Source organism: Pasteurella pantherarum (assembly GCF_049670885.1).
Taxonomy (GTDB): Bacteria; Pseudomonadota; Gammaproteobacteria; order Enterobacterales; family Pasteurellaceae; genus Pasteurella.
Genome location: NZ_CP187173.1, coordinates 2,251,669 through 2,267,337 on the forward strand (window position 1 = coordinate 2,251,669; position 15,669 = coordinate 2,267,337).

At 40.6% G+C, this 15,669-nt stretch carries 11 protein-coding genes; 2 read left to right on the top strand and 9 right to left on the bottom strand.

Going from position 1 to position 15,669, the window contains the following annotated elements; all coding sequences use genetic code 11:
• From ACPEEM_RS10595 to ACPEEM_RS10610, 4 genes are all read right to left on the bottom strand, one after another.
• Positions 1-3,216 carry a type I restriction endonuclease subunit R gene (locus ACPEEM_RS10595; protein ID WP_424405145.1) on the bottom strand — a complete coding sequence of 1,072 codons (3,216 nt, stop codon included), beginning with the start codon at positions 3,214-3,216 and terminating at the stop codon, positions 1-3.
• 44 nt (positions 3,217-3,260) lie between these two features.
• Entirely contained in the window at positions 3,261-4,649 is a 1,389-nt protein-coding gene (locus ACPEEM_RS10600; protein ID WP_424402076.1) for a restriction endonuclease subunit S, read from the bottom strand.
• 127 nt (positions 4,650-4,776) lie between these two features.
• Entirely contained in the window at positions 4,777-5,637 is an 861-nt protein-coding gene (locus tag ACPEEM_RS10605; RefSeq protein WP_424405147.1) for a BRO family protein, read from the bottom strand.
• Between the two features lie 125 nt (positions 5,638-5,762).
• Positions 5,763-7,763, bottom strand: a complete 2,001-nt coding sequence (locus ACPEEM_RS10610) for a type I restriction-modification system subunit M (RefSeq protein ID WP_424406958.1) — start codon at positions 7,761-7,763, stop codon at positions 5,763-5,765.
• A gap of 194 nt (positions 7,764-7,957) precedes the next feature.
• On the opposite strand from ACPEEM_RS10610, the gene hslV reads away from it, so the two are divergent.
• Positions 7,958-8,488: an ATP-dependent protease subunit HslV gene (gene hslV / locus ACPEEM_RS10615; RefSeq protein ID WP_424402079.1), complete on the top strand. Its 531-nt coding sequence runs from the start codon at positions 7,958-7,960 to the stop codon at positions 8,486-8,488.
• Between the two features lie 15 nt (positions 8,489-8,503).
• Entirely contained in the window at positions 8,504-9,835 is a 1,332-nt protein-coding gene (hslU, locus tag ACPEEM_RS10620; protein WP_424402080.1) for an HslU--HslV peptidase ATPase subunit, read from the top strand.
• 120 nt (positions 9,836-9,955) lie between these two features.
• On the opposite strand, the gene ACPEEM_RS10625 is transcribed toward hslU, so the two are convergent.
• The 5 genes from ACPEEM_RS10625 to ACPEEM_RS10645 all read right to left on the bottom strand — a co-directional run bounded on the left by ACPEEM_RS10625 (position 9,956) and on the right by ACPEEM_RS10645 (position 15,626).
• A complete protein-coding gene (locus ACPEEM_RS10625) occupies positions 9,956-12,328 on the bottom strand; it encodes a TonB-dependent receptor (protein WP_424406167.1) in 2,373 nt (790 codons plus the stop codon).
• 383 nt (positions 12,329-12,711) lie between these two features.
• On the bottom strand, positions 12,712-13,512 hold the full coding sequence (cysE, locus tag ACPEEM_RS10630) for a serine O-acetyltransferase (protein ID WP_424402081.1): 801 nt from the start codon (positions 13,510-13,512) through the stop codon (positions 12,712-12,714).
• A 20-nt stretch (positions 13,513-13,532) separates the two neighbouring features.
• A complete protein-coding gene (gpsA, locus tag ACPEEM_RS10635; RefSeq protein ID WP_424402082.1) occupies positions 13,533-14,546 on the bottom strand; it encodes an NAD(P)H-dependent glycerol-3-phosphate dehydrogenase in 1,014 nt (337 codons plus the stop codon).
• A gap of 100 nt (positions 14,547-14,646) precedes the next feature.
• Positions 14,647-15,168 (bottom strand): protein-export chaperone SecB, encoded by a 522-nt coding sequence (gene secB / locus ACPEEM_RS10640; RefSeq protein WP_424402083.1) that lies wholly within the window; start codon positions 15,166-15,168, stop codon positions 14,647-14,649.
• A gap of 17 nt (positions 15,169-15,185) precedes the next feature.
• Positions 15,186-15,626, bottom strand: coding sequence for a rhodanese-like domain-containing protein (locus ACPEEM_RS10645; RefSeq protein WP_424402084.1), 441 nt, complete (start codon positions 15,624-15,626; stop codon positions 15,186-15,188).
• Positions 15,627-15,669 lie beyond the last annotated feature (43 nt).

The following is a 15,669-nucleotide window of genomic DNA, read 5'->3' on the forward strand; positions in this document are numbered from 1 at the left end:
TTAACATTTCTGTTTAATGGCTTGATAGATCATCTCCAAAACTTGTTCAAAGGATTGCTCACTATTTTGTAACAATAGCTCAGCTAAATTTTTGTATGAACTTAATGCTCGAATGATGGCTTTTTTGACGGCATCGGTCAATTTACCTTTCTTCGCAATCACAAAACTGTTTGTTTTAATTTGTGCGATAAGATCTTCGTCTTGTTCTAACTGTTCTACTAAGTGGTTAATAAAGTGTACAATGTCATCTTCTGGAGCAAGATCACCAAAAGTTGCTGACATTTTCTTGATAATTTCTCGTAGATAATCACGGCTACTTGGATTTCCCTGAATGATGTTATCAGGTAAAGGTTGAACAGGTATTGGCTCACTAACCGCCCCTGGCTCAGGCAATGTTGTATCGTAGGTTTTGATTTTATATCCACTTAACACTAATCCTGAAATATCCACTTCATCAGGGGGAACTCCATCTAGGCGTTTCGCAAGCAATTTACTAAAAGAGGCGAAATTCTCTAGTTCACTATCGTTGAAATCAATTAACTGGGCAATATACGCATAAATTCGGCTAAATTTGGCTAAGTTTCCTTTAAATTGTAATAGGGTTTTTAAATTCGCATCGGCTTCTACTCGGCGTAATTCTGCTTGATTTTTTCCATTTTCATTACCCACGTCCACCGCCTCTTGGTAAGCTTTTTCCCATTGTTTAACGTTTTCTTTCAGTTCAGATAAACGCTGATTAAAAAGGGCGGTAGCACGATTAGTGGCATGATATAAGGCGTCATGCTGTTTATGATCATAAGGATCTTTTTTGAGTAGTAATTTCGTGTCAAATTTTGCCAGCTTATATTGTTCTAAATCTTGAGCATCATAAATTTCAAGTTTATCTAACTCATCTTTTAAGTTATAAACCACGTTAGGATCTTGCACTGTTTCTATGACTGCCCCTTGATCATATTTCAAAAATGCGGCTTGAATCACTTCGGGTTTATTCACAAAGTCAATAATGAAGGTTTGATCTTTGCCGGCAAAAGTGCGGTTTAATCTGGAATAGGTTTGCACAATTTCCACTTCATTTGCGATCTTTTTATCAATGTACATTGCACATAATCTAGGTTGATCAAAACCTGTTTGAAATTTGTTTGCTACCACCATCACACGATAGTCATTGCGATCAAATACCTTACGTAAATCCGAGCTAGGCAAATTCTCGTTCATCGAATATTCTGAATATTCTGTGTTCTCATCGGTTGTAAAAATTTCATCGACATTGTGATCATCGCTATGCCGAATATCTTTCCCCAACAACTTGCCTGAAAATGCCACTAAGGTTCGATAATGTTGATAGTCAGGGTGCCCGCTTAAAAAATTATCTAAGGCTAATTTATAACGCACCGCAGCAGGGCGAGAGGCGGTGACAATCATTGCCTTGGCTTCACCATTAAGTAAATGTGCCACATTATGATGGAAATGCTCCATAATAAACCGCACTTTTTGGGTCACGTTAGTAGCATGTAGATTTGCCCATTTAGCCAGCGTGCGTTTTGCTTGTTTAACTTCAACTCGATGGGAATTATCTACCGCATCACCACTTAATTTATAGGCAGTCTCATAGGGCATATAGCCTTTCAACACATCTAAAATAAAGCCTTCTTCAATGGCTTGCCGCATCGTGTATTTATGGAAAGCTTGCGGCAAACCTTCCGCATTTGGACGACCAAATAGCGAGTAAGTTGAATGTTTTGGTGTGGCAGTAAAGGCAAAATGGCTGATATTTTTTGACTGAACACGGGCTTTCTGAATTTTTTCCAATAATTCTTCAATGGTCAAATTCGCCATTTCCTCCTTTGATTGTAAAGAAAGCGTTGCCTGTAATTTAGAGGCAGTTGGCCCTGTTTGTGAATTATGTGCTTCATCAATAATCACCGCAAAACGACGCTCTTTAAGCGAGGTATTGGTTAAAATTGCTTCCATCACAAAAGGAAAGGTTTGAATCGTGACAATAATGATAGGGCTTGAGCCAAGCAATGCTTCTTCCAGTTGTGCACTTTTCGATTTTCCGACCTGTTCTTTATCTGTTCGATTAATGGCTGCAATTAAGCCACGTTGATGATCTAATTGTTTAATCGCATCTTGTAATTGAGCATCAAGCACAGTTCGGTCAGTCACCACAATCGCAGAATGGAAATAAGGCTCACCATTGGGATGGCGTAACTTCACTAAACTATGTGCCGTCCACGCAATGGTTGAGGTTTTGCCTGAGCCTGCACTATGCTCAAACAAATAATTCTGTCCTGAACCCTGTGCTTTACAATCGGCGAGCATTTTGGTTACTGCATCAAACTGATGATAACGAGGGAAAATCAATCGTTTGACTTTAGTATAACGAGATAGGCTGTCCACTTTTTCCTTTTCTTCCCAATACACAAAAGAGTGGAAAATACGTAACCAATTTTCAGGTTTGCACACAATCTGCCAGAAATAAGAGGTCGCATATTGCCCTTGCTCAGCGGGAGGATTGCCTTTATGCCCATGATTACCTTGATTGAAGGGGAGAAAGAACGTGTTCTGCCCATCTAATTTAGTCGTCATTTCAATTTCGTCTTCTGTCATTGCAAAATGGACAATGGCACCACGTTTATCAGTTAATAAAGGTTCTTTGTGACGAGCTTTATCCATTGGTAAGCGATCTGTGCGATATTGTTGCTTAGCGTCTTCTAGGCTTTGCGTAAAGACAGATTTCAGCTCTACGGTAGCAACAGGCAACCCATTGATAAACATCACTAAATCAATACGATGTAATGCTGATTCACTGCCTACTACTTTGACGGAATACACTAATTCAGGCACCACACGTAAGCGGTTAGCTTCAAAATCGAAACGCACTTTTTCATTACGTTCATCCTCAGGTTCCGATTGGCTGAGCCGAATATTGCCTACCCCAGCAAAATTAAAGCCTTTGCGTAAAATTTCAAGAGTGCCTTTATTTTCAAGTTCACAATCTAAGCGTTTTAGCACCTCTTCACGGAAAGAAGCACCGCGGTTTTGTAAACGTGTCCATTTTTCAGGTTGTGTGGTTTCAATCCAGGCCCACAAATCAGCTTCATATATTGCAAATTTTTTGTTGTATTGACGGCTTTCTCCAATCAACCAACCTTGCTTGGCTAGTGCCTGAATAATATGGTGTTGGAAATCCTTTTCTTTTGGATCACAAAACATGGTTTTCTCCTTATCGGATAGGGTCAACTCTCATCACTCTTGATTTAATTTGATTTTTCGTACGATGAGCTTTCGTTCATCAAATCACAATTGATGATTTCCTGATGGGCTAAAGCCCATCCTACGTTCTCCATTTTTCGCACATCAATTTTCCCTGTTACGGCGTGGGCAATGATTGAGGCACGATATTCTTTTAATTTTTCAATCAGTGCGGTTTGTTTTTGGATGATTTTGTCAATTTTTTGGTTTTCTTTTTCTAAATAATTAACGATTTGGTTTTGTTCGGTAATTGGGGGAATTGGAAATGATGTATTAGCAATTTGATAAAAATTCATTCCTTCTCTATTTGCTCCAGTTTGTTGCAATGCAATAACGGTTTGTCCAAATGAAGAAATCCAAAAAAAATGCATCATTTCAGGTAAAATTTTATCATTACATCTAATTATGCATACGTGTTGATTTACGTTTGCAGGTGGAAAATTATCAGGGTAAATGCAACATCTACCAATAGAACCGCCAGTAATATTAAGCAGAATATCTTTAGCAAGAACTCTTGTGTTTTTCATCTCATTATCAATGGATTCAGAAATAAAAGTTTTTTCTGTTATATCTATTCCATTATTAAAAATATTTTGGCTTCTTAAAAATAATATTCCAAAATCAGTATAAACAGCAGCTCCCCCCAAAGGTGTTTTTCCACTACCAATTTTAGTTGTCAAATTTTTAATTTTCCCAACAACCCAATGCTCAGGCACTTCTCCCAACCATTCCACGCCACTGTCTTTCATTGCGGCATTGGGATTTAGCCCTTTGGTGACAGCGTGGGAGATAATTGATTTACGTTGTTCTTCCAATAGGGCAATCAGCTTTTCTTGTTTGGCAATGAGCTGATCGATTTTTTGGGTTTCGCTATCAAGATAATCAGCGATTTGGGTTTGTTCGGCGAGGGGAGGGAATACAAGTGGAACATTTTTAGATGTAGCCCATCTAAAATCAGTTGAACGAACCCGAATTCCTTTCGCTAAACTTGAAATATATCCTGACAATGCCATTGTTCTAAAAAAATAACAGAAAAAAGTATTATTTAAATTTTGATTTGGATATAAAACGGTATAAACAGGCGTTGATTTTCCTGAATATTCAGCAATACCAATTGTGCCTGCAAAAGCGTCCATTTCGTGAATAACAAGATCACCTTTGTGAATATGTTGGTATCCGTGTTCTTGAATAGAATTTGTAAATCCTTCAGTTCTACGATATTTGCGTAACGTTACTTGACCATCTCGAAATGCAGTAATGATTTCATCATTTTGTAATGCTGGTTCTTGACGGTAATTATATATATGTTTAGTTCGCACAATTTCCCAATGCTTAGGCACATCCCCCAGCCATTCCACGCCGCTATTTTTATATTCTTGATACTGTTTAAACATATTTTTCCTTATGGTTGACCTGAAGCGATGATGCTTAAATTGCTGGGCTAACGCCCCGCCTACGTTGCTATGTTGTTGCCTTGCGATTGTTTGAAATTTTTAAAACGTCGTTAAAATCAACCGCACTTTACTTGTCGTCCTTGTCCTGTTCAATCACTTGGCTGACATTGCCAATGAGCTTACCCAAATCAATGGCGTTTTTAGACGTAATCACAGGTTGTCCTGTTTGTTGCTCAATTTCTTTTCTTGCGTTGCCTGCGATGGCGCCACCGCGTTTTGCCACTTGCTTGTTTTCTTCTAATCCTTGTGGATTTGTGGCGTTGGTGAGTTCTGTGGTGGTCGCCTCTGCCAGCATATTTAGCACCAGTTCAAGGGTGCTCATATTATCTCGCAGATTTTCTTTTTTCAGCCCTTTGTGATCTTTGTATTCTCGCGTGCTCATGCCCGACCAAGCTTTGGTGATTTCATTGGTCAGAATGGCATACTCTCGCCCTTCTTTAACGCCGTGTTCTTGCCAAACATCGGTTAATTCTTTTCTCACTTGAATGGCTTGCAATCGTTGGTTGATCCACTCTTTGCTATAACCTTTTTTGAGGTAAGTGGCTAAGGCTCTATCAATGCTGAGCTCTGGGTCAATAATTTCGTCAATACGTTCTTTGCCCACCTCCGCTAACCACATTTTAAAGGGCTCCGCTTTGGGCGACGGAATGGATTGAATAATACGGAAAATGCCTTGCATATCTGCCACGTCGGTTTCTCTCATTTTTCCGTCGGGCGCTCGAAGTTTCAACTGTCGACAAATTGTCGACAGTTCACTTTGCTCTTCTTCCGTCATTCTTTTTTTCACACGATACCAATAATCTCGAGGATTTTTACTTTCCGTCAATGCCCCCACCACATCAATGATGCTGAAATACCATTCTTCTTGTTCGCTATGCCACACCGAACGAATTTGGTTACCTTCAAATAATTTAATTGCGTTGTTCATTCTTTTTCCTTGCTTATTTTGCTTAAAAACTTGCTTAGCTAATTAAAATTATTATAAATCAAATAGTTGTAAATAAATAATGTCCTTGCTTAGCAAGCATAAAAACTTGCTTAACTTTGTTGGCACTAGATTTCTGCTAATAATTCGGCTACTTCTGATGATAGTGCACGCATTTCAGTCAAAATTTCATTGGGGTGGCGGGGCTGTTCAAATTGGTAAAAATAGCGATTAAAGTTGATTTCATAGCCCACTTTGCCTAAGGCCTTATCTTTTTGATCTTTGTCATCGGGATCGATCACGGCATCAGGTGTGTGAGGCAACACTTCTGTTTTTAAATACTCGTGAATATCTTGGTTAAGTGGTACTCGTTCAAAATCACTTAAGTCAGGATCAAACTGTATCACACCATCTAAAATCACAGGTGGGGCATTCGAGTCTTTTACACCAAATGATTTAATAAGGCTGTTCTTGATGCCTTTGGTCATTCTTGGCACAGGGATCAACGCAATAATTTGGTTAATAAAATGCTCAAAAGACCAATTACCAAAATGGGAAATTAAGAAATGTTCTACTGCACTTTGACTTTCAGTGGAAAGTTTTTGGAATTCTTTACTGCTTTTAAATTGTTCAAGAGTGGTTTGATTGAGTTGTATCACGCAACGCAATGGACGTTGCACTTTGATTTTACGATAGCCAAATTCTTGGTAATCAAAAATTTTGCTGATGTCTGATTGCTCAAAATCCGCATAAATTTGGCAAATTTTATGTATTGCCTCTTCGTCAATATACTTCGATTTTTTCCCTTCATTTTTACGCATGGAAGAAGCCATGGCGGTGGCGTCAATCAGTTGCACTTTGCCTTGACGTTGTGGTTCTTTGCGGTTTGAAATTAGCCAAATATAAGTGCCAATACCTGTACGGAAGAAAATATCTGTCGGCAAAGCGATAATGGCTTCAAGCAAGTCATTTTCTAAAATAAAACGGCGGATTTCACTTTCACCTGAACCTGCATCACCGTTAAATAAAGGCGAGCCAGACAGTACAATGGCACCACGCCCACCACCATTTTCGGGTGATTCTAATTTCGATACTAAGTTTTGTAAAAACAGCATCGAACCATCGCCTACGTTAGGCAAACCAGCGGAAAAGCGTTGTCCTAGCTTGGTTTCTTTTTTTACTGCTTCTGCATCTTTTCCCCAGCTCATTCCAAACGGAGGATTAGAACATTGATAATGAAAACGGTGACCAGAAAATTGATCATTAGATAAGGTGCTACCTAATCTAATATTTGCAGAGAGATCACGACTTGGATCATTTTCTAAATGTTTTAATAACATATTACCCAAAGCGACAGCATAAGTTTCAGGTTGTAACTCTTGCCCATATGGAACAAGGGTCGGTGCAATTTTGTCTTGTTGCTTGAAACCTCCTATATAATTCATCATGTCAGTTAAAAAGCCTGCTGTACCGCAAGTTTGATCATAGAGCGTACGGATCAAACCTTGTTTTTGCTCAAAAAGTTTGTCATCAGGGGAAAGGAGTAAAGCAGTTGCAAGGTGAACAATATCACGGGGGGTCATAAAGTCTTCCGCCCCGGTACCGACTTCAGAACCAAACTTTGCAATTAAATGTTCATACACATTACTCATTGTGCGATCAGACACCACATTGGGATGCAAATCAATCTTGGCAAAATTTTGACAAATTTTAAACAGTAAATTAGCTTTATCTAGACGAGCAAGTATTGTGCTAAACTCAAAATTATTAAAAATGGCTTGAGCATTTGGAGAAAATTGGCTGATATAATCTTCTAAGTTCGATAAAGTTTGTGTTGCCCCGAGATTAGCAAGATTATACTGAGAAAGATTATAAAATGGGTGTTGACTTGCTTCTTTAAGTAATAAATCAAGGCTGTCTAGTGGTAAATCTTTGTAGGTTTGTGCCGTTTCTAAAACTGCTTGGTGAGTTTCTTCAAGGACACACTCCAAACGACGGAGTACAGTAAAAGGTAAAATAATCTTACCCATATCGGTATGTGGAAAATCGCCCCATAAATCATTCGCATTTTTCCAAATAAAACTCGCTAGGGTGCTGTCGTAGTTTGTATTCATATCTGTTTTATTCATTTATTACTTCACCTTTTTAAATACATTTGTTACTAAAGCTAATCCACTTTAGTCATCGTAAAAATGACGTTTATATTAAAGCGTAAAAATAAGTTGGCAATATAAAATTGGTCCATTATCTCTTTTTCACCCTTGATCTTTCCCATTTCATCGCCATATAGTGCTTTATTATTTGCAATAACAAAGGATACGAAATGACAACGATTGTAAGTGTTCGCCGTAATGGTCATGTTGTGGTCGGCGGTGATGGTCAGGTTTCATTAGGCAACACCGTGATGAAAGGCAATGCCCGTAAAGTGCGTCGTTTATACAATGGCAAAGTGTTAGCTGGGTTTGCGGGGGGCACGGCTGATGCCTTTACGTTATTTGAATTATTTGAGCGTAAGTTGGAAATGCATCAAGGGCATTTGTTAAAAAGTGCGGTGGAATTGGCGAAAGATTGGCGTACCGACCGTGCTTTACGCAAACTTGAAGCGATGTTGATTGTGGCTGATGAGAAAGAAAGTTTAATTATCACGGGGATTGGTGATGTAGTGCAACCTGAAGAAGACCAAATTTTAGCCATTGGTTCAGGGGGGAACTTTGCCCTTTCTGCGGCACGTGCATTAGTGGAAAATACGGATTTATCTGCCCGTGAGATTGTGGAAAAATCTTTAAAAATTGCGGGTGATATTTGTGTTTACACCAACACCCATTTTACGATTGAAGAATTACCTAATAGTTAGGTCAGAGGAGTAAACATGTCTGAGATGACCCCAAGAGAAATTGTCTCTGAATTGGATCAACATATTATTGGGCAAGCCGATGCGAAAAGAGCGGTGGCGATTGCCTTGCGAAATCGTTGGCGAAGAATGCAATTACAAGAACCGTTACGCCACGAAGTCACGCCGAAAAATATTTTAATGATCGGTCCAACAGGGGTGGGAAAAACGGAAATCGCTCGCCGTTTAGCCAAACTTGCCAATGCCCCTTTTATTAAAGTGGAAGCCACGAAATTTACCGAGGTGGGTTATGTGGGGAAAGAGGTGGATTCCATTATTCGTGATTTAACCGACAGTGCGATGAAATTGGTGCGTCAAACGGAGATTGAAAAAAACCGTTTTCGTGCCGAAGAAGTGGCTGAAGATCGTATTTTAGATGCTTTACTGCCACCTGCAAAAAATCAGTGGGGGCAGGTGGAATCAACGGATAACAATACTGCCACTCGTCAAGTTTTTCGCAAAAAATTGCGTGAAGGGCAATTAGACGATAAAGAAATTGATATTGATGTTGCTGCACCTTCTATGGGGGTGGAAATTATGGCACCGCCGGGCATGGAAGAAATGACGAGCCAGTTGCAATCCATGTTCCAGAATCTTTCCAGCGGACAAACCAAAAAACGCAAAATGAAAATTAAAGATGCGTTAAAAACCTTGATTGATGATGAAGCTGCAAAACTGATTAACCCTGAAGAGTTGAAGCAAAAAGCCATTGATGCAGTGGAACAAAACGGGATTGTGTTCATCGATGAAATCGACAAAATCTGTAAAAAAGGCGAATACAGCGGTGCCGATGTATCACGTGAAGGGGTGCAACGTGATTTACTGCCACTCGTGGAAGGCACAACGGTCAGCACCAAGCATGGTATGGTGAAAACCGATCATATTTTGTTTATTGCATCGGGTGCATTCCAAGTGGCTCGCCCTTCAGATTTAATCCCTGAATTGCAAGGTCGTTTGCCTATTCGTGTGGAATTATCAGCATTAAGTGCGGTGGATTTTGAACGCATTTTAACCGAACCAAACGCTTCTTTAACGGAACAATATAAAGCCTTGATGGCAACAGAAGGGGTGAATATTGAGTTTAGTGAAGGGTCGATTAAGAAAATTGCCGAAGCGGCATTCCGTGTGAATGAAAAAACCGAAAATATCGGTGCCCGTCGCTTACACACTGTAATGGAGCGTTTGATGGATAAAATTTCCTTTAATGCGAGTGAAATGAACGGTCAAGTGGTGACGATTGATGAAGCCTATGTGTTAGAGGCTTTAGGTGAAGTGGTCGAAAATGAAGATTTAAGCCGTTTTATTCTCTAATACAAAACTTTTTTAAAACAGACCGCACTTTATCCAACCCGATAAAGTGCGGTTTATTTTTGGCGTTTATTTGAGTAAAAAAATGCCACAACGAGGTTGTGGCAAAGGATTGGACATCAGTTAAAAATGGACAGCGACACCCATCGTGAAATTACGCCCCATTTGTGGCACAAAAGGTAGGAATGAGGTGTGTGAATAAATTTTACGATTTAATAGGTTGTTGGCTTGTAGAAAAACTTGGTAATCCACTCCCGCCCAGCGACGAGCATAATCGATGCCCATATTCAGTAAGCTGTATGCTGAGGTTGGGTTTTCCAATTTTGCCACCTTATTTTGTTGATAAACATAGGTATATTCCAGTGAACCAGAGAGATTTTCCGTCATCTTCATGTGGGTGCGAAAACCTAAACGAGCAGGTGGTACTCTAGGTGCATTTTGGTCAGGTTGTGGCACGGGTTCTAAGGTGCTGGTGACATGATGGATAATATAAGTGGGTGGTAGATCCTGTAATTTTCCACGCACATAATCGCCGAAGATCCCCATGCTGAGATCGGGGGTAAAGGCATAATCAATCCGTCCTTCTGCCCCATAATATTGGGCTTTGGATTGATTGTAGCGATTTAAGGATAAGTTTCCCGCTTTATTTAAGGTTTGATTAAAAATGCGGTTTTTAAAATCGTTATAGTAAAGATTGACTTTGTAGCTTAGTTTTTCGCCAAGATAAGCGATGCCTAGCTCGAAGTTGTCCGAGATCTCTTTTTTCAGATCACGGTTGCCATGCTCAAAAGAGACTGTGGCAAGATGTTTACCGTGATAATACAGCTCCATCGGGGTGGGGTGGCGTTCATTGTGGGAATACAGCAAAGACAAGGTATAATCAGGCGTGAAATTCCAACTGACTGCCCCAGAATAAGAGGTGGCTCGTGCATTGTAATTGCCAAAATCAGGGGCGGGATAACTGTTTGGTTTACAGGTAAACGGGCTGTAGAAGAAACTGTTTTTGTCGCACCCTTCCATTCTTTCTTTGATTTTAAACACTCGTTGACGATCATATTCGATATCAATACGTTGTTTTTCTGTTCGCACGCCGACTTCAAAAATTGTGTCTTTCCAACGTAATTGTTCAATGGCAAAAAAGCTGGTTTGTGCCTGGGTATTTTCGATCAATGCCCAAAGTTTACGATCGCCTTCTTTGATTTTTGAGGGATCACGTTTCTTTTGTTTATGGCAAGGATCGGTGGCATTGTTGGAGCAAGGGGCTATGCGAGGAATATTCGCACTGCTTGTTTGTGTTTGATATTGTGCTCCAATCACACCGCTGAACCCTGCAATTGGGGTATGGAAAAGTTCTAAACGGACGTTATAGCCATTGTTTTTGAAGAGATTAACGGGAATATTGCCATCTTTTTCATCATGACGATAACGTGTTTCAGAATAACTGAATTTGAGTTTATCAATGCCTTTCATCGGTTGATTTAACTCGGCACGAACATCGTAGCGTTTGGCATGGGAATCAACAATAGGACCAGCAATGCTCGGGTCATGATCATGACCGTAAGGGTGGTTATGGTCGTGTTTTGGATCACGTTCGTGATTTGAAGCACAATGGAAATGGGTATTGACGAGATCCGTATCTCGCATTAAATGAGGATAAAGCCCTAAGTAATAATTATTGCGGATATTCCCACCCCAAATATGGGATTCGCAGCTGTCGAGTTGGTGGTTATGACCGGGTAAACCGTATTTTTCATGGCGTAAATTATAGGCAAAACCTAGGTAGCCACGCTCACCAATAAAGGAAATGCCATAGTTGCCCGCATAGGTGTTGTTTTGTGTATCGGGAACAGCGTGTAGCGGTTGCCCTAGGTTAAATTGTGGCACATGATAAGGATTTGAATCACGCCATAATTGTTCAGCACGCAAGGCAATGTGTTTGCCTAAACCGAGGGTGATAGCACCGCTCATCAATTTTTCATTGTTATTGGTGTTATAACGGCTGTTGAGATCGATCTCATAGCCTTTTTGGGGCATATGAGTGGGAATGCGATGATCAATCACGTTGATCACCCCTGCGGGTGAAGCATTGGCATATAACAAGGTTGAAGCACCACGCACAATTTCCACTTGTTCTGCCAATAAGGTATCAACGCCAATGGCGTGATCAGGCGAAAGGTTTGACATATCAATCACATCTGAACCATTTTGTAGAATTTTCAATCGAACACCTTCTTGCCCTCGCACCACGGGGGCACTGGCTCCGCCCCCAAAAGGGTTACTGTGTACACTTAATTCATTGGCAAGGGCATTGCCTAAGGTGCTGGAGCGACGTTGCAGTGTTTTTTTATCGACAACAATATCATTGGGCTTCGCTGTGCCAGATAAAGGATCGCTCGTAAAGCGAGCAGTACGGCTTGTTACACTAATTTCATCAAGGGAAATCACGTTTTCATGGCTGGTGTTGGCGAGGCTGGGTGCTGTGGCGAGCACGGTCATCACAAAGTAGGAAATGGGTTTAAATTGCATATGGCACCTTAGTGAAGTCTACGAAATCAAGAAAAGGGAATGATGGTTAAAAAGAGCGTGATGGAAAATTAATGTCGCACTTTTTCACTCTTACTTATTTTTCATTAAAAAATAAGTGAAGATACTACGTGGATTTTTGTGAAAAGAAAAGCAGAATTTGCTTTATTTATGAACAATATCTTGTTGAATCGGAAGTGATAGAGAAAAGTTTTTTAAAACAGACCGCACTTTTCAGCAATAAATATCATCCACAAATTTCATCAACAAGGCGGTAGCGAGGATATAAAAAGGCGAGCAAGTGAATTGCACGCCTTTTAATAGGTATAAGCAGATGTGAGAGATACTTAAGCCGCTTAAATGTTCAAGGAAAAATCGTCGCTGTCATTGAAATATTGGTTCATTTCAAAGGCAGGTTTGGCGGCTTTATCTTGCCCAATGACTCGAGCAGGCACGCCAGCAGCGGTGGCATATTCTGGCACGGGTTGCAAGACAACGGAATTTGCCCCAATTTTGGCATAACGTCCCACTTCAATATTACCCAAAATTTTGGCACCTGCCCCAATCATAACCCCTTCCCGCACTTTCGGGTGGCGATCGCCACATTCTTTTCCTGTTCCCCCTAAGGTGACCCCTTGGAGAATAGACACATCGTCTTCAATGACGGAGGTTTCCCCCACCACAATGCCTGTGGCATGGTCAAACATGATGCCACAACCAATACGGGCTGCAGGGTGAATGTCCACATCAAAGGCGACGGAAATTTGGTTTTGCAAATAAATGGCTAAGGCTTTACGTTGCTGTTGCCATAAATAATGGGTGATGCGATAACTTTGTAAGGCATGATAGCCTTTTAAGTAAAGCAAGGGGGTTGTCCACAATTCTACGGCGGGATCGCGTTGACGTACTGCTCGAATATCGCATGCGGCACTGTCAATAATGTTGGGTTGTGCGTGATAGGCTTCTTCAATAATTTCCCGCAAGGCAATGGCAGGCATAATGGGGTTTGCCAATTTATTCGCTAATATGTAGCTTAATGCACTACCTAAATTATGGTGTTTTAAAATGGTGGCATGGAAAAAGCTTGCCAACATGGGCTCATTTTCCACTAATTCTTTGGCTTCCTGACGAAGATAATTCCAGACTTCTATCGGCATGGTAGACCCTCTACTTCCTTTTATTCTCCTTTACGTTCACGAGCGAGCAAACTCGCCGCAACATCCTGTGCATTTTTACCACAGAACAACACTTGGTAAACCTGCTCGGTAATCGGCATTTCGATTCCTTGTCGTTGTGCGAGTAAATACGCCTCTTTGGCGTTATAAAAACCTTCCACAACTTGACCAATATTATCCATGGCGATTTGTGTAGTAAAGCCCTGTCCTAACATAATGCCAAAACGGCGGTTGCGAGATTGGTCATCGGTACAGGTTAGCACTAAATCACCCAAGCCAGACATCCCCATAAAGGTATTGGGATTTGCCCCTAAAGACGCCCCTAAGCGACTGATTTCGGCAATGCCTCGTGTGATGAGGGCGGTTCTTGCATTGGCACCAAATCCCATGCCATCTGACATCCCTGCACTAATGGCAATCACGTTTTTAATCGCACCGCCTAATTGTACGCCAATCATATCGTGATTGATATACACCCGAAAATGCTTGCTGCAATGAATTCGGGCTTGAAATTCCAGTGCAAATTGCTCGTTATTTGAGGCCAATGCAATGGCGGTAGGTAAACCTGCGGCCAATTCTTTTGCAAACGTCGGACCAGATAAGACCGCTAAGGGATATTGGGTACCGAGTTTTTCTTCAATGACTTCTTGTAATAAACGTCCTGTATCCCGTTCAAGCCCTTTGGTTGCCCATGCAATACGATGATCAGGTCGTAAATAAGGCTTAATACGATCAATGACTTCAGCGAAGACATGGCTAGGCACCACAATTAAAAGATCACGTGATTGGCTTAAGGCTTGTGCGAGATCGGCTTCAAGGTGTAAGGCATCAGGGAAAGGGATATTGGGTAAAAACGCATGATTTTGGCGTTCTTCACTTAAACGCTGTATATGGTTTGGGTCATGTCCCCATAAGTAGGTTGGAAATCCATTACGGGAGAAAGCAATGGCTAACGCCGTACCGTAAGAGCCTGCACCAAGTACAGTAATAGGGGAGGTTGCAACAGTCGTATTCATTTTAGTCTCCGAAAAGATAGTGGAATGCGTGAGAATACGCTACTCAATTGTGCGATGATAAAATTTCGCTCTCAATAATGAGAGCGAAATAATAGCATGATTAATGTACGTCTTTTTCTTTATTGTCTTCTGTGGAATCGGCTGAATTTTCAGCTTGTTCTTGACGTTGTAAATAATCCATAAACAAGGCATCGAAGTTTACAGGAGCAAGATTTAATGCCGGGAAGGTGCCACGGTTGACTAAACTTGCCACTAATTCACGAGCATAAGGGAAGAGCATATTTGGGCATTGTGAGGTTAAGCAATGTGCCATTTGCATATCTTCTAACCCGCTGATGGTGAAGACACCTGCTTGTTTCACTTCACAAATGAAGGCAACATCGCCAGAATCTTCTAATGTGGTTTCCACGGAGATATTTAAGCAAACTTCGTATAAGTCTTCGCCCACTTGTTTGGCTTCGGTGCTTAAATCAAAACCTAATTTAGGTTTCCATTCTTGTTGGAAAATATGTGGCAGATTCGGTGCTTCAAAAGACACGTCTTTCACATAAATACGTTGAATTTGTAATACGGGTTGAACGTCTTGTTCTTCAGTCGCTACAGCGTTATTTTCTTCAGCCATTTTTTCATCCTTATGATTTATTTTTTAATTAAAGGTAAGTTTGCAGCACGCCAGCCAGCAATCCCTTCTTTTAACGTATAAACTCGGTTAAAGCCTTGTTTTGCTAATAACTCAGCAGAGGTATTTGCAGTCATGCCCGTTGCACAGACAACAATAATTGGGGTGTCTTTGTGATGTTCAATTTTACCAACGTTATGATTTTTAATTTCCGTTGGTAACACATTGATACTGTGAATAATATGCCCACGTTGGAATTCGTCAATGGTTCGTAAATCTACCACAATGGCATTTTCATTATTCATTAAGCTGGTGGCTTCAGCATTGCTCACCACGCTCACTTTGCTTGTTGCAGCTTTAATAAAGGAATAAATGACCGTAATAAAGACGGCGAACCAGCATACCACCATCAATGTGTGATTTTGGGCAAATTGTTTTGCCATTGGAATAAATTCTTGCATTTTTTTCTCAATGTAAAGGGTAAAAATAAAGTTTTAAGTATAA